Here is a 14,987-nt window from a genome sequence, read left to right on the forward strand (position 1 = left end):
CTTTGCGATTGCCGGAAACATAGCGCAGAACTATGCGGGGCAGGTCGTCCCGACGCTGTCCGGCCAGATCGCGCGCACGATAGACGACACGCGGCGCACGACCTATGCGGATAAAGACAGCTGGGTTCCTGACAGCGTGCAGACATTTTTGCAGCGCCAGGCGAATAAAATCCCCGGCCTGTCACAGAACCAGCCGGCGTATACGGATGTATGGGGCAGGCCGGACAAGACGGAAAACTGGGTGCTGCGGGCGTTTGAGAACTTCCTTTCGCCTGGGTACATCGGGAACAGGTCCGCTTCCGGCGCAGAAAACGCGCTGCGGGAGCTGTACAATGCGACAGGGGATTCCGCAGTGCTGCCGAGCAAGCCGCAAAAGAGCTACACTGTGGACGGGGAAAAGCGCAATCTGACCGCGGACCAATGGCTGAGGCTTTCCAATGCAAAGGGGCAAACGGCGCTTGCCGCAGTCGAGAACCTGACACAGAGCAACGCATATCAGTCCATGAGCGATACGGAAAAGGTAAATGCGGTAAAAGCGGTATACGATTACGCTTCGGCGGTAGCGGCGAATCAGGTTTACGGCAAGGAGCTTGAGGGGACGATCAAGAGCGTAAAGGAAAGCGGTATCGACCCAGGGCTTTATTACGCCTATAAAGAGATGGAGGACGCGCTTAACGAAAGCGTGGAGGGATACGAGGCGCGCGACCAGGTATTCCAGACCATAAGGGGCGATGCGTCGCTTTCAGAGGAACAGAAAAACCAGCTGTATCACACACTGATGATTAAAGGAACCAGCGACAGCCAGTGGGAAAAGTATCAGGAGATCAGCGATGTAGTAACGGCAGAGGAGTATGTTGACGCAATGATACAGTCACAGGCAATCAAAGCCTATGGCGATACGCTGGAGCAAGGCAGGGCGACAGCCGAAGCGACGGAATTTTCCTATTATCTGGATTCGATGGGATACGATAAAGCGAAGCGGGATGCGCTTTCAGAGACATTCAAGTTCTATAACATGTTCCCTGCGGAACCGTCAAACTACACGTTTGAGATGATGCAGGAGAACGGAAGCCAGAATGAGAAAGAGAATGCGGGTGCAATCGAGGCAAGCGGCGTAAGTGCGGCGCAGTACATGACGATCAAATCGCTGGCGAGCGCGGCTACCTACGAAAAAGGAAAGTCCGGCGCTAAACTGGCAGCCTACGGAAAAGTAGTTTCCGAGAATACGGAAAACTATGACCAGTATGCCGCGATCATGCACGCGATGGGCTACAAGAATATTGACGAGGCATACACCGGCGCAGGAGCGCTGCCGGATGTAGCGCAGGCGGGATCGCAGGTAAGCCGTTCGGCAAGGACGACCGAAGAGGCTGGAATCAATCCGATAGCGGCAGGAGATGGTGTGCGGCTCGGCAGTGCATATGGATACCGTCAAGCGCCAATCGCGGGTGCAAGCACGTTCCATGAGGGAAACGATATTCCCGCGCCGATGGGGACGCCGGTCCTTGCCTACAAGAGCGGAACGGTATCCTATACAGGTTGGGACAGCGGCGGCGGGAATATGGTGCAGATTGACCATCCGGACGGAACAAAATCGGTCTATCTGCATTTGCAGAGTGGGAGCTTTGCTGTTAAGCCCGGCGATAATGTCAGTCAAGGCCAACAGATTGCCAATGTGGGGAGCACCGGCACCTCAACCGGTCCGCACCTTGATTTCAGAATTATGGTAAACGGAAAATATGTAGACCCACAAAGCTATTATCCAGGCTATTAAAAAGGGGAGGCTTCGGCCTCCCCTTTTTCGTGTTGCATTTCGTGTTGCATGACTTGGTTTTTTGGCGTTTTTGATGCTTGTTTAGAAAAATAAAAGTACGTTTCAAAAACACTCAAAACCCGCGCCACGTCTTGACGAAATGAAAAAACCCGCGCAGGGCGGGCTTTTCGTAATTGGTGGAGCCGAGGGGAGTTGAACCCCTGTCCGAAAGCGCATTCACCGTGACTTCTCCGGGCGCAGTTTGTCTTTTTGGGATTCCCGCTGCGATACGCCGGCAAACAGGCTTACCGTTTTGGTAGAGTCATGTTACATGACGGGGGCAACTCTTACCCCGTACACGTTCACCACTAAATCGACGCCGGGTTTCAAAGCCGTGGTCCTCTTTGAGCCGACGGGCTAAGCCTTAATTAGGCAGCCTGAAGAGTATAATCGTTGTTGTTTAATTTATAAACAGTTGGAGCTTTTTACGCAGATCCCCGCTGCGGCCCGCTATCCCGGCTTCAACACCCCCGTCGAACCCGTTACGGCCCCATATAGGTGTATCCGCAGATGCGAATATTCAACGATTGCGCTCTTTCATTGCGCGGTCCATTTCGCGTTTGGCGTCGCGCGCGGCAATGCTGTCGCGCTTGTCGTGCAGCTTTTTGCCGCGGCACAGGCCAAGCTCGAGTTTCACCCGCGAACTTTTAAAATACACGGACAAAGGGATCAAGGAATAACCGTCCTGCTTGGTTTTGCCGAACAGGTTGGCGATTTCCTTTTTGTGCATCAGCAGCCTGCGCACACGCAGGGGATCCTTATTGAAAATATTCCCTTTTTCATAAGGGGAAATATGCATGCCCCGCACAAAAAGTTCGCCGTCTTTAAAAGTGCAGTACGAATCCTTGAGGTTGATCTGCCCTTGGCGAATGGATTTGACCTCGGTGCCAAACAGCTCGATGCCCGCTTCGAATTTGTCCTCGACAAAGTAATCGTGCCATGCTTTTTTATTGGCAGTAACCTGCTTTGTCCCTTTTTTATCCGGCATTGCACGACCTCCTTTTCCCGTGGTACAGTTTATCATAGCATGCGCTTGGCGATTTGTAAAGGCACAAGTGTGTTACAGTCTTCGACGAAAATGGAAGACGGGAGTGTTAAAAACACTCCCGTCCCTTGCTGTTCAATCATCCCCGCGCAAAAGCTTTTCCGCGTAGCCGTGCAGCTCGTCGGGGGAATGGACGTTGTCGCCGCGCTTGACAATCATTTCGCGCACATAATCCGGCAGGTCGTCAAAGTATGCGTGGGCGGCGTGGTTGATCGCCAGCATTTCGGTCAGATTGTGATACCGTTCCATGCACATTCACCTCGCCGAAAGTATACCCGTTAATAGGTCAGGATATTCTCCAGGATGTTCAATATTTTTACGCCATAGTCCGCGCCTGCGGCCCAGCCGTAACCCTTGGGATTTTCCTGTATCCCCAGATACTGCACGGTCGGCGCGGCGCCGCGGGAAACGAGGGAAAAACGGGGATCAATGCAGGCGTTCCTGAGCGGTTCATGGTTCGCATAGGCTTTCAAATGCTGTATCTGGGCGCGAATGCCGAGCTGCGGGGTGTCGAACGACGCGCCTTTCATCCCGTTATCGATCACGCCGAGGCCGCAGAAGTTATTTTGACCGATTGTCACGGCGCTGTCGCGGAAAGTGAAATTACCGGTCTCAAGGCAGGACTGCGCAAACGCGATATCCCCGCGGATCCCTTCGGCCTGTCCTTCGGATATGTAGTAAGGAATCATATCGATCACAGACTGGGGGACGTTGGGATTGGCTTTTTTGATATATGCCTGCATCTGCGCGGCGGTTGCCTGCGGGGTTCCGGTCAGGCTGGTGTAGGAGAAGTACTTGTCCACGGTGGCGGTCTTTGCATTATAATAGGAGGAACCGGGCCGCATGACCTGCGTCAGCATGAGGGTGGAGCCGGGGTGCGTATCGATCAAACGGTAATCGTCAAGGGAGCGGAGCGTGCTCCCCTTGGTAAAATCGAACACCGCCCATTGGCCATTAACATAGACCACGTTCCACGCAGCCGACCAGCTCCGTGCGAGAAACGCGGGGATGCCGGCTTCGGAGAACATCCAGTCTGCGGCGGCCGCGAGCGAGGTGGCGCTGACCTGCTTTTTTCTGCCGTAAGCGGCCGTCCAGGAGGCGCTCCCACCGGTCTGGTACTCGCGCTGCAAAAGACGGTAGATATAGGAGATGCGCTCGCTGTCCGTCTTTAAGGCGGACAGTTCGGCCATTTGGGAAGAGAAATAGGCTTCCGCTTTTTTTCGGTCGTCAGCGGACGCGCCGCCGGTCAGGGTATAGGTATCCGATAGAGACAGGCGGGAACGGGCGTTTTTGGAATAACCGTTGGAAACCGAAATGTCTGCCAGAGAACTGGGTCTGGAGCCGAGATAGGCGGCTGACATGGCCTGAAAGTCGGCCTGCAGAGCGGCCTTGTCCGGATTGTCGAACAGGTCCGGATCGGCGAGCGAAGCCAGCGCCACGTTATAGGCAGGGGTGCCGGACGCTGTGGTGTTGGTCAGCGCCGCAGTGAGCGCGTCTGCCCAATACAGGCTGCTGCGGAAAAGCGCACTGCCGGAAGCATACAGCGGTGCGTCCTTAACGGCGCGCAGGGTGCTGACGAGCGCGCGCCAGTCGGCGCTGCCATCTTCTGTGATGACCGGCGCATAGCGGGCCGCAGTCAAGTGGTAAGAAGCGCTGGGAAGCGCGCGCAGATTGTTGGCAAGGTCGTTCATTGCCGCGTTCCAGGAGGTTTCGGGCGCGTAAGGATACGCAGCATAGGCGGTTATCCGCTTGTTGTCGTAATTGTAGGAGACGCCGAAATCGGCTAACTGGCCCAAGGCGCGCAGGCCGATAAAATTATTTCCTTTAATATTATAGACCTGCGGGGTGATGCGTTCCCCTGCGAGGTAAAGTGTCTGGCGGGTGGGGATGGCGGCTGCGGAGCTGGTGGCAGTATTTTGCACGGTGCTGCTTTCTCCTGCCTCGGGGACATAGGAGCCGTCTGGATCGATATGGACCGCGTTTGATGACGGATCGTAGGCAACGCCGAAATCGAGGAGACGTCCCAGGTCGCGGAGTTTAAAATAAGTATTACCATCTATGTTATAGATCGTGGGGGTCGCTGTGCGGCCGACAGTATCCGATAAGGTTGTGCTGACGTGAAAGGTTTGGCCGCCGGAAGCCGCAGGCAAAGCAGTGGCCGCAGAAGCCGTGCAGGTCAATGCGGCGACGCTGAGCGCGGTAAAAATCAGGCGCTTTAACATAAGTTCCTCCTTTGGGTGAATAAAGACATATTTTTAGGGTATTATATCATGGAAAGTGTCGATATTCAAATGTAGCATATGGCACGACTGGAAAAAGACACGAAGGTAGTTATAGAAAGAAAGGGGGAGGGAGGACTTGACAAAGTGGAGGGGGATATAGTATAGTAAACGAGCTGCGGAAGTGCGCGGCGGAAAAAGCTGAAAAAAGAACGTAAATTTCAAGGTTAAAGTTACCAAAGTTTCAAAAAAATAATTATTTATTTTGCATGATACTATCATGCTGAAAAAACGCGGGTGCAGATGAAAACCAGACGCTATGATAGAAATGCAGGCATGGGAAACAGGGGCAGCCCTCCCAGACTGTCCCTAACGCCAATATAGGCCGTTATATCAAAGCCGGTCCATGAAGAACCGGAACAGCATATTCGCTGTTTTCCAGTTCAGAATCCTGCGCGGATAGTTGTTAATCCACTCCTCAATCTCCGCTACCTGCTTCTGCGTCACCTTGGACAGGTCTGTCCCCTTGGGCAGATGGCGGCGGATCAGCTTATTTGCGTTCTCGTTGCTGCCGCGCTCGCAACTGCGATGGGCGTGACAGTAGTAGACCTTAGTCCGTGCCTTGCGCTTGCGCAGCGCGGACTTTTCCATGCCGAGAAAGTCGGAAAATTCCATGCCATTGTCCACCGTGATCGTCCGGAACACCTTGGAGAATTTCTCAGCCCCCATGCTGCGCTCCAACACATTCAGGGCACGGACTACGCTGGCGGCGGTGCGGTCGCGCATGAGCATGATGATCTCCTTGCGGGTCAGCCGTTCGGTCAGCACAAGCAGCGTCGGCGTGAGCTTTGCCTTTTTGGACTTCGAGGTATAGACCGTATCCATTTCCCAATGCCCGAAAGAGTTGCGGAGGTCAACTTCCGCAGGACGGTGCTCAATGCTGGTGCCAGCAGACGCGCGCTTCTGCTTCTTGTTTTTCTTGCCGCCCCTTATCCGGTAGCCTTTCTGGAACGGCAGATGCTTTGGCAAAATATTCAGTACGCTGCCCTTGATGTAACTGTAAAGCGTGACCGTGGAAATGGAAGCCGTGTACGGCTTGCCGCTTGCGCGGACCGCTGCAAGTGCCGCAGCGGGAGAAAAGTGCTTTTTCACGATCAGCGTTTCAAGGTCATTTGCGAGCTTGAAGTCGTTTCCAATTTTCAGCTGGGGGCCTTTTGCCGCCAGATTTTCACGGCAGCGGCGCTCCGCCTGCTCAGGCGAGTACCGCACTTCCGTGGTGAGGTCGGAGTTGGTATGGACATACTGCCCGCGCTTCAGTTCCTTCACAATGGTCACATGGCTGCACCCAATGACGCCCGCAATTTCCCGCGTTGTTGCGCCGCGCAGCCGCATCCGTTCTATAATCAGCCGGTGGTCCCATTTCAGGTGCTGCCCCTTATGCCACCGCCGCATTGAATTCCCCTTTTTGTTGTGCTTCACTATGTATCCCTCCACGGTATGTTGCGTATTCAGGATTATAGCATAAAAACAACAAAAACGCTTTATCGCTTTAATAGATTATATTGCGAAAATACAATGAAATTCTTGTGAAGAATTACAAAAGGAAAAAAACGGCCGCTACCTTGACAGCCCCTGTATTATCTGATGTAATAGCAGCAGGAACTAAAAAAAGAACAAGGGAATGTGATGATGATGCAGAAAAAAAGGAACATACCGGAGATGCTGCCCGGATACTATTTTGTGTATGAGCTGCGCCCAGATCAGGCATACGGCGTCAGCGGGATAGAGGTCGCTGTGCAGTATGTAAAAGACCCCGCAAACGGGAATATGCTCGGGGACGTTTGGATCAGGAACCTGGACACGCGCCCAGACATGAAAATCCTTGCCGCATATATCAGCACGGAGCGCGGCAGCACGCGCAGGGAGACAGAACTGAAACTGCTGCGTGAAGTGGAGCAGTCTGAGGAGTTTGCCGAAGCATTGGAAACCTATACGCAGATGCTTGGGGCGCTGCCGCTGTATGACGGGTAAGCCCCCTCCAGAATACCAGTTGAATACCGTCAACGCACCGGAAAACCGGTGCGTTTCTTTTTTGCCCGCAGGCTGGAAGTTATCACACACTGTGTATGATAACGCCGTAATTTTGTGAACATTTTGTAAACAATGAAGAAAACCACCCTGACACACCCCCCTTATAGAGCTATATATAGAGGCTTTTTTACCGGCGCACTTTTTGGAAGCCTCTGCTGCACCTTGAAAACCGAACAGCATGGGCGTGCTCCTGAGAAGCAAGCACCGGGTAGTTGCAGACCGTTAGAGGATAGGAAGAGCAACAGCGGGCGATGGCGGCTGAACACCATCGCAAAAAAATCCAAAGACAACGGAGGTGAACAGGGTGACAACCAATGAACAGCTGCACCGGATAGACAGCGATATTGCCCGGTATCAGGGGAAGGTCAAAGCGCTGCAAAATAAAATCGTGCAGCTTGGGGAAAAGAAAAAGAAACTGCAGGAGCGTGCGCTGTTGGAGCAGCTGAGCGAGCTTGCGCCGGACTATGCACAGGCGGAGCAGCTGCTGGTGCGGCTGAAAGCGGAGCAGAAAAGGAACAGCATGACAGACAGGGACGGCGGTGAGAGCCATGACGGCGTCGGACAGCAGGATCACAGATGAGCAGCTGGAGCAGGCGCGCGGCGTGGACCTGTTATCGTTTTTGCAGCAGTACCAGCCCGGCGAACTGAAACGGGTCGGGCAGTCCTGGACGCTGCGTTCGCATGACAGTATGCGCATCTCAGCGGACGGGCGGTGGAACTGGTTTTCACAGGGCGTCGGCGGCGGCGACGCGATCAGCTATCTTGAAAAAGTGCATGGCATGACCTTTCAGGAAGCGGTGCGGACGCTGGCGGGCAATGCATACCATACGCATCCCGGGACAGCCCCGGCAGCGCGCGAACCGCCGCCGCGTACACCGTTCGAACTGCCGCAGAAAAACAGGGACAGCCGCCGTGCGTTTGCATATTTGTGTGCGCGCGGCATAGACCCAGGGATCATCAGCCACTGCATGAAGCACGGGCTGATCTACGAGGACGCAGCGCATCACAACGCTGTGTTCGTAGGGCATGACGAAGCAGGCACAGCGCGGTATGCAATGCTGCGCAGCACAGCATCAAACTCCGGTTTCAAAATTGAACAGGCCGGCAGTGATAAAAGCTGCGGTTTCTGCATGAAAGGCAGCGGGCAGACACTCTATGTCTGCGAAGCCGCGATAGACGCGCTCTCGGTCGCAACGCTGCGTAAGCTGGGCGGCAGGGACTGGCAGAAAGATAGCTATCTGTCTTTGGGCGGCGTTACCGCATCCGAAGAAATACTGCCGCCCGCGTTGGAACGGCAGCTGAAGAATTTCCCTTTTAAGTGGGTCGTCCTTGCGCTGGACAACGACGATAAGGGGCGGCAGGCGTCGCAGAATATTTTCAGGCTGCTCAAAGAGCGGCGTCCGGAAATTGAACTGAAAGTCTGCGTGCCGCAGGAAAAGGATTTCAACGACCAGCTCCGCATTAAGCGCCAGCAGAACGAACAGCCGCCGCCTTCGCGCGCGGAGCGCGAAATTGCTTTACCTAACTAAAAACTTGTGCATTCGCAAGCATAGCATTTGGCTATCCAAATGCAGCTTGTTAAGGGGCAAAGCCCCCTAAAACCCCCGGACGGACGGAACGGAGAGAAAAACAAAATGCGAAAGCGGTCAAATCAAATCATTATCCGTTTGGATAGTGAGGAACGTGCTTTGTTAAAAGAAAAAATTGCAGGATGTCACCTGTCAATGTCGGAGTATTTTCGCCGGATGCTCACCAGCTCCGAGGTGAAAACTATCCCGCTGGAAGTACTGCGGGATGTGCAGAAACAGGTGCGCGGCGTTGGCCGGAATGTAAACCAGATCGCCAAGCTGGCGCATATCTCCGGCAACGTGCCAAGGGAAGCGTTGGCGCAGCTCGCGGCAGAACAGGAAAAAATAGAAGAGCAGCTGGAGCGCCTGATGTAATGGCAGTGCTGAAGGTATACGCGATCCGTTCGCGTTTGGACGACCGAATTAAATATGCGCTCAATCCGCAGAAAACCTCCTGCATGGGATTCCCCAACCTCAACGGCCTGCCTGATACATTGACAGACGCTGTAAACTGCTTTTGCGATGACGCCTATGAGCAAATGACCCGCACAAAACAATATTTTGGGAAAGAAGATAACGTGCTGGGTTATCTTTTTATCCAGTCCTTCAAACCGGGAGAAGTAACGCCGCAGCAGGCGCATGAGATCGGGCTGCAATTCGCGGAGCGGTGCTTTGGCGAACGGTTTGAAGTAGTGATCGGGACGCATACGGATAAAGCCCATCTGCATAATCACATCATAGTCAATTCCGTGTCGTTTGTGGATGGCCGCAAGTACCGTTCCACGCCGCAGACGTTCTATGAACTGCGCGGCATATCGGACGAAATCTGCCGCGCGCATGAATTGTCCGTAATCGATGCGCCCCGCGTCAAAGCCGGGAAGCATTATGCGGAGTGGCGCGCGGAACAGGAGAACCGCCCCACAGTCCGTGGGATGATACGGGAGGACATTGATATTGTCATCGCGCAGGCGCATACGCTGAACGAATTTTGGGATATGCTGCGCGCACGCGGGTATGAGATCCGCATCAACGACCGGCGGAAATACATCACAGTCCGCCACCCGCAGGCGGCGCGGTTTATCCGCCTACGGTCGCTGGGGGAAGAATACATCCCCCGGCGCATTGCAGAGCGCATCGAGGCGCAGCGCGGCGTGGTAGACCGGAATATCCGGCAGCTCCGCACGCAGTGGCAGGACGGGCGGCAGCGGAAAAAATACCGCGTGCAGCCGCATACCCCCGCGCCCAGGAGCAGGAAAAAGCTGCGCGGTTTCCGGGCGCTGTACTGGCGGTACCTCTACATGCTGGGCAAAGTGAAAAAACGCAAAGCGCCGCGCTATGTACGCGGTGAGCTGATGGCGGAACTCAAAAAGCTGAACCGGTATGCCGCGCAGTACTATTTCCTGCGGGACAATAAACTGCAAACTGCAAAAGAGGTGTCCATGTATGCGGATGCACTGGCAAACGAAGTGGATATCCTGACAGACCGGCGCGCACGGCTGTATGCAGACCTGCGCAGGCCGGGGGCGGAGGAAAAGCAGATCCGCAGCATGGCCGGGCAGATCACAAATACGCTGCGCGACCTGAGAAAGCAGCAGCGTATTTGTACCGCAATACAGAATGCCGCCCCGGCAATGGAAGCAAAGCTGGCGGCAGCGTTAAAAGAAGAAAAAACAATCCACGCGAAAACGATGGGAGGAAAGCAATATGAATCCAGAAAGCGCGGCGGCGGACCAGATGCTCCGCATGGAACTCATGGTGACCGAATTCGCAGTGAAACTCGCAGCGAAGGGCGCGGTCAATCTCGCGGCACTGCTCGTGGCGGTGCTCCGCAACGAGAAACAGATTGCAGGGAAAAGTGATATTACCAAGCTGCTGCAGTCCGGCGCTGCTTTGACCACATTCCCCTTGCCTGCGGAAAAAATGAAAGCGTTTTCCGATCTGGCAAAAGAATATGGCGTAATGTTCTCCATTGTCCGGGACAAAGACCACCCGGAAACTGTGGACATTATTGTCCGGCAAGATGATGTACCAAATGTAAACCTGATTCGCGAGAAGATTGGTGCAGAAGTGAGTGTGAGTGAAAAAAACGCGGAAACCGGTCCGTCCGAAAGCGCATTGCCGACATCCGGCAGTGGGACGCAGCACGGACCGGAATCAACGATGACGCAGATGATGCAGGGGACGCCGGCTCAGGCCGCGCCCCGGACGAGTACAGCTGCTACAATTGACCGCGCGCAGGCGGAGCGGATGCTGTCCAGCCTTACCGGCATCCGCTCCGCGATGGAGCAGGGTGCAAACACGGAAGAATGCCGGGCGGTGCTCCGCGCGGTGCAGGACGAGCTTGCCCGGGCGCTCGGCATGCCGGAGCGCAGCGGGGACAAAACAGCGGACAGGCAGGCTGCGCCGCGCCGCGAAGGCAGGCAGTCTGTAAAAGAAAAAATCGCGGGGATCAGGGAGCGCGCCGCCCACGAACCGCAGCACTTAAAGCAGCCCGGCAAACACATTGCGAAGCCAAAACTGCCAAAGACACCGGACAGATAACAGTAGGAGATGATGAAAATGAAGTTCAGGATATTTTGCGCGTCCGCCGCCTTGCTGCTTGCCTGCGCATCGCCGGTGCAGGCGCTCGCGGCAGACGCCGCCCCCGCTGCACAGCCGGCAACGGTCGCTGCTGCCGAAAAAGGCATGGAAAAAACGGATGCAAAAACCGCCGAGGAAAAAACCACGGCGGAAATACAAACGGAGCCGGCTTACTATCCGGTAGACGTGCAGATGAGTTCGGACGGCCTTACCTGCAAGAAGATCTACGATGTGCCGAAAACCGTATCACCGGACCAGATCCCGCAGGAGGAATTTGACCGCGGCGGGATGCACTATGTGCTGGAGGATATCCTGCGCATTGAAATGCCGGATATAGACCGTAAGATGCACTCGGAAAACGTGACAGTATCCTCTACCTCGGATAACTCCAACGATGTTATAGCGCTGCTGCCCAAAAGCAAGACGGTGACAACGGAGGACGGGTACAGCGGCACGGCCTATCTGGATGTTTCCAGTATTTCCACAAAAGCGGCGGGTACGGAAAGCGTGTCCGAGCCGTTATCCGCAACACGGGAATATCCCAATATGCCGGAAATGGATATGACGGATATCCCCAAAACGATTGAGGACAACGGGCATACGCTGACATTCAGTGATATCGAATGGACGCCTGAAACCGAGGAAACAGACAATCTCGGTACAATGGAAACTACCTATACAGCAGTTGTGACCTATACCGGCACTGCTACCTCCAGCCGCACGACGGGCTATACTGTGACGGCCACCTATGCGGGCGAGGTATCGCACCGGAACAACGACTGTATGCGGTATATCGCGGTTTTCCGCGGCGAACCCATTGTGATTGAGCCGGAAGAGGATCTCACGCCGCCTGACCTGACCGGCATTCTGCCGCAGGGACAGGATACGCAGCCGATGGAGGAAGGCGCAGGAAGCGTGCCGGTCAGCTGGGTGCTGTGCGCCGTGTTTGGCGTATTGATGATCATTTTTGCGCTCCGTCCCCCTGCGTGCAGGCGCATGATGGCGCAGATGCAGGCCATGGCGGCGCAGGCGCGGGACAAAGCGCAGCAGACGATGAAGGAAACGGAGATGAAATTGCGTGAAAGGCAAAAACAGAAACGGACCGAAGAGGAAGAATTGCGGCAGGCACAGTACCTCTTTGGACCTTTGGAGAAGATCAAAGCCGCGATCCGCAGCCGCAGGCAGCGGAAAGCAGAGCAGGCTGCCATGCTTCTGGCTGCACCGCCGGAAGAGGAATGGGCTGATGCGGAGGAATGGGCGGGAGAGCCGGACGCCGCTGAACAGGCCGGACAAACCCAGCCGCCTTCGGAACCCGTGCAGGACGGGGATGCTGCACCCGCCGGTCCGCCGCGCGCTGTGCGGGATGATGGCGATGGCGATGATGAGTACCCCGGCCTGGGCGGCTAATCTTTCGTATACATACGATGCGCCATCCAGTGGCAACTTTGGCAAGCCGACATCAACCGAGCCAGTCACGGTGGTCGGTGATGATGAGGTCAATGTTAACATCAGCAAAGACAGCGCGTTTGTACCGCCCGCATTTGGATCGGCGTCTGCCGATGTGCTGGGAACAGGAGAGTTGCTGACGCCGGACATCTCCGGTGTGGAGCCGATGTTCCCGCACAGCACACAGGCCGGTTTTGCGCCGGGCGTGACGGAAAACGGCACAGTGGCAGGCGGCAGCGGCACGATCGTCATGCCGCCTGACGTTGAAGGCAACGCCGTGAGCAGCGAGCCGATTTACGACAATACCACAACCAGCGGTATGGGTGGCTATACGGGCGGCGGCGCGGATGCTGCCATTGGGTCGGGCTACACCCCAGTGGACGGTATGGCCTATGCAGACGGCAGTATCGGCACGCTGTCCATCCCTGCGCTCGGTGTGACAAAGAAAGTGTACGACGGCGAAACGGTAAGCAACCTGCGGCTGGGTGTGGCGCACTTTGAAGGCACCAGCGCATGGGATGGCAATGTTGGTTTTTGTAGCCACAACAGAGGTAGCTACGGTTATTTCGCTGGAATTTGGAACCTGTCTGCCGGTTCAAAAATCACCTATACGACCGTGTATGGCACCCGCACCTACGAGGTTTACAGCGTGCGCAAGATCTCCAAGTACGAGGTCGACGTCCTCAACCCCACGAATGAAAACATCCTGACGCTTGTCACCTGCGTACCCGATCAGGCGCAGACCTACCGCTGGTGCGTACAGGCGGCTGCGATGTGACCGTGCGGCCGTGACGGGCAAAACCGCATCGGATTTTCAAAGTTATCAACAACCTGTGATTTGTTCAATATATCTGATAAAACACGCAAAAACAATTGTTAAAGCATAAATTTTGTTTTGATTAAGTGTGCTTCCATTGACGGTTTCGCAAGCGTCTGCTATAATAAAAATATCAAAAGAGAGATAAAAGCCAGACCGGAATGGAGGGCATCAGATATGAAAAAGAACATTATTGCAGCGACGCTCAGCGCGGCTATGGTAGCCGGCTTAGTACCGTTTGCTGGTGCTGCCTATGCGGTAGCAGCTGTTCCCACCCGTGATAAGGGGCAAATAGTTTACGTCGATAACACCCGCGTCTATCCTACGGGCTACAATATAGCGGACAACAATTATTTCAAACTGCGCGATATTGGCAAGCTTGTAGGCTTTGGCGTGGATTACGATGAAGCTACGCAGACCGTTGAGATCAGCACGACGCGCACTGCACCCAGCACGGAGGGCATCACAGATACCTCGGTAAGCGGTGCGGTGGCCAAGGTCAGCAATCAGCGCATTGCGGTGGACGGCATTTATGTCAACATGAAAGCCTACCAGATCGACGGCAACAACTATGTGAAGCTGCGCGATATCGGCAAGCAGGTGGACTTTGGTGTGGGCTATGACAATGCGACGGCAAGCGTCCGCATCGATACGGATGCGCCGTACACCGAAAGCACAACGTCTGCCAACGGCAGCGCCATCACGAAGTGGAACAAAACCATGGCGGAGTTTAATCAGGCCATGATTAAATGCAACTGGGATAAGAGCAAATACCTCACGACCGCTAAGCAGTATGCGCCGGTCATCACGGGCAAAGCAGACGGCACGGTAGAGGATGTTATCGCTGCGCTGGATGCCATGAAAGGCGCGCCGGTGGACGCGGTTTCGTTCGAAGATGACCGCACGGTAAACCATTTCTGGGCAGATGAGCTGCGCAAGGCGCTGGGACAAGACATTAGCGGTGAAAACAGTGATACTGGTAACGAAACTAACATCTCCAGTGTAAGCGATGAAACCCTGCGTGCATGGGAAGATGAGATGCTGAACTTGGTCAATGAAGAACGAACAGTACGCGGACTGGAGTCTGTGGTTTTTAATGAAAAACTTCAAGAAATGGCACGAGTTCGTGCAGAAGAAATAACAGTAAGGTTTTCGCATGATCGTCCTTCAGGAACCCCATATGATTTATTAGACGAAGTTGGAATACCTGTGAAAAACTTCAAGACAGAAAATATCATTCAAGGTACAACATCTTCTACGCCAAGTTCACTTATGAACACCTTTATGCAATCACAGGGACATCGTGCATGGATTTTAAGCGACGAGGTTAATGCTATTGGAATTGCATTAACCCAAAATCAGTATGGACAAATATATGGTGTCCAAATCTTTGGTATGTTCTAAACAT

14 protein-coding genes and 1 other RNA gene are annotated in these 14,987 nt (G+C 54.5%); 10 read left to right on the forward strand and 5 right to left on the reverse strand.

What is annotated here, in order from left to right:
- A partial coding sequence (locus H8S45_RS12035; RefSeq protein ID WP_186950132.1) for a M23 family metallopeptidase occupies positions 1 to 1,774 on the forward strand: 1,774 nt, incomplete at its 5' end.
- 174 nt (positions 1,775 to 1,948) lie between these two features.
- Here the strand turns inward: H8S45_RS12035 and ssrA are convergent.
- The 5 genes from ssrA to H8S45_RS12060 all read right to left on the reverse strand — a co-directional run bounded on the left by ssrA (position 1,949) and on the right by H8S45_RS12060 (position 6,529).
- Positions 1,949 to 2,305, reverse strand: a transfer-messenger RNA (tmRNA) gene (gene ssrA, locus H8S45_RS12040).
- Between the two features lie 28 nt (positions 2,306 to 2,333).
- Complete coding sequence (smpB, locus tag H8S45_RS12045) at positions 2,334 to 2,801, reverse strand: SsrA-binding protein SmpB (protein ID WP_054327199.1); 468 nt, start codon at positions 2,799 to 2,801, stop codon at positions 2,334 to 2,336.
- Positions 2,802 to 2,933: 132 nt separating this feature from the next.
- On the reverse strand, positions 2,934 to 3,107 hold the full coding sequence (locus H8S45_RS12050) for a hypothetical protein (RefSeq protein ID WP_153802385.1): 174 nt from the start codon (positions 3,105 to 3,107) through the stop codon (positions 2,934 to 2,936).
- Positions 3,108 to 3,136: 29 nt separating this feature from the next.
- Entirely contained in the window at positions 3,137 to 5,080 is a 1,944-nt protein-coding gene (locus H8S45_RS16365; protein ID WP_242977944.1) for a glucosaminidase domain-containing protein, read from the reverse strand.
- 390 nt (positions 5,081 to 5,470) lie between these two features.
- A complete protein-coding gene (locus H8S45_RS12060) occupies positions 5,471 to 6,529 on the reverse strand; it encodes an IS30 family transposase (protein WP_054327258.1) in 1,059 nt (352 codons plus the stop codon).
- Positions 6,530 to 6,763: 234 nt separating this feature from the next.
- Between H8S45_RS12060 and H8S45_RS12065 the strand changes: the two genes are divergently transcribed.
- From H8S45_RS12065 to H8S45_RS12100, 9 genes are all read left to right on the forward strand, one after another.
- Positions 6,764 to 7,108, forward strand: coding sequence for a hypothetical protein (locus H8S45_RS12065; protein WP_152959444.1), 345 nt, complete (start codon positions 6,764 to 6,766; stop codon positions 7,106 to 7,108).
- A gap of 364 nt (positions 7,109 to 7,472) precedes the next feature.
- Positions 7,473 to 7,748: a hypothetical protein gene (locus tag H8S45_RS12070; RefSeq protein WP_054327203.1), complete on the forward strand. Its 276-nt coding sequence runs from the start codon at positions 7,473 to 7,475 to the stop codon at positions 7,746 to 7,748.
- The gene (locus H8S45_RS12075) at positions 7,717 to 8,697 is read left to right on the forward strand and encodes a DUF3991 and toprim domain-containing protein (protein WP_054327204.1); all 981 of its coding nucleotides are present in this window, start codon (positions 7,717 to 7,719) and stop codon (positions 8,695 to 8,697) included. The genes H8S45_RS12070 and H8S45_RS12075 overlap by 32 nt, the downstream gene beginning before the upstream one ends.
- Positions 8,698 to 8,802: 105 nt before the next feature.
- Positions 8,803 to 9,111, forward strand: coding sequence for a plasmid mobilization protein (locus tag H8S45_RS12080; protein ID WP_390124405.1), 309 nt, complete (start codon positions 8,803 to 8,805; stop codon positions 9,109 to 9,111).
- On the forward strand, positions 9,111 to 10,595 hold the full coding sequence (locus H8S45_RS12085) for a relaxase/mobilization nuclease domain-containing protein (protein WP_054327206.1): 1,485 nt from the start codon (positions 9,111 to 9,113) through the stop codon (positions 10,593 to 10,595). Before H8S45_RS12080 ends, H8S45_RS12085 begins: the two co-directional genes overlap by 1 nt.
- A complete protein-coding gene (locus tag H8S45_RS16370) occupies positions 10,489 to 11,277 on the forward strand; it encodes a PcfB family protein (RefSeq protein WP_242977978.1) in 789 nt (262 codons plus the stop codon). Before H8S45_RS12085 ends, H8S45_RS16370 begins: the two co-directional genes overlap by 107 nt.
- 18 nt (positions 11,278 to 11,295) lie before the next feature.
- Positions 11,296 to 12,723 carry a hypothetical protein gene (locus tag H8S45_RS12090; protein ID WP_107631655.1) on the forward strand — a complete coding sequence of 476 codons (1,428 nt, stop codon included), beginning with the start codon at positions 11,296 to 11,298 and terminating at the stop codon, positions 12,721 to 12,723.
- On the forward strand, positions 12,644 to 13,540 hold the full coding sequence (locus H8S45_RS12095) for a class D sortase (RefSeq protein WP_242977921.1): 897 nt from the start codon (positions 12,644 to 12,646) through the stop codon (positions 13,538 to 13,540). Before H8S45_RS12090 ends, H8S45_RS12095 begins: the two co-directional genes overlap by 80 nt.
- A 216-nt stretch (positions 13,541 to 13,756) precedes the next feature.
- Positions 13,757 to 14,983 carry a CAP domain-containing protein gene (locus H8S45_RS12100; protein WP_054327209.1) on the forward strand — a complete coding sequence of 409 codons (1,227 nt, stop codon included), beginning with the start codon at positions 13,757 to 13,759 and terminating at the stop codon, positions 14,981 to 14,983.
- Positions 14,984 to 14,987: the final 4 nt, after the last annotated feature.

Origin of the sequence: Agathobaculum faecis (assembly GCF_014287995.1) — a bacterium.
Lineage (GTDB): Bacteria > Bacillota > Clostridia > Oscillospirales > Butyricicoccaceae > Agathobaculum > Agathobaculum ammoniilyticum.

Excerpts from the sequence above, each read along its gene's own strand:
- H8S45_RS12085 (WP_054327206.1), top strand. The coding sequence starts at position 9,111 with ATGGCAGTGCTGAAGGTATACGCGATCCGTTCGCGTTTGGACGACCGA.
- H8S45_RS12075 (WP_054327204.1), top strand. The coding sequence starts at position 7,717 with ATGACGGCGTCGGACAGCAGGATCACAGATGAGCAGCTGGAGCAGGCG.
- H8S45_RS16370 (WP_242977978.1), top strand. The coding sequence starts at position 10,489 with ATGGTGACCGAATTCGCAGTGAAACTCGCAGCGAAGGGCGCGGTCAAT.
- H8S45_RS12100 (WP_054327209.1), top strand. The coding sequence starts at position 13,757 with ATGAAAAAGAACATTATTGCAGCGACGCTCAGCGCGGCTATGGTAGCC.
- H8S45_RS12095 (WP_242977921.1), top strand. The coding sequence starts at position 12,644 with ATGCTGCACCCGCCGGTCCGCCGCGCGCTGTGCGGGATGATGGCGATG.
- H8S45_RS12060 (WP_054327258.1), bottom strand. The coding sequence starts at position 6,529 with ATGCGGCGGTGGCATAAGGGGCAGCACCTGAAATGGGACCACCGGCTG.
- H8S45_RS16365 (WP_242977944.1), bottom strand. The coding sequence starts at position 5,080 with ATGTTAAAGCGCCTGATTTTTACCGCGCTCAGCGTCGCCGCATTGACC.
- H8S45_RS12080 (WP_390124405.1), top strand. The coding sequence starts at position 8,803 with ATGCGAAAGCGGTCAAATCAAATCATTATCCGTTTGGATAGTGAGGAA.
- H8S45_RS12090 (WP_107631655.1), top strand. The coding sequence starts at position 11,296 with ATGAAGTTCAGGATATTTTGCGCGTCCGCCGCCTTGCTGCTTGCCTGC.
- smpB (WP_054327199.1), bottom strand. The coding sequence starts at position 2,801 with ATGCCGGATAAAAAAGGGACAAAGCAGGTTACTGCCAATAAAAAAGCA.
- H8S45_RS12065 (WP_152959444.1), top strand. The coding sequence starts at position 6,764 with ATGATGATGCAGAAAAAAAGGAACATACCGGAGATGCTGCCCGGATAC.
- H8S45_RS12050 (WP_153802385.1), bottom strand. The coding sequence starts at position 3,107 with ATGGAACGGTATCACAATCTGACCGAAATGCTGGCGATCAACCACGCC.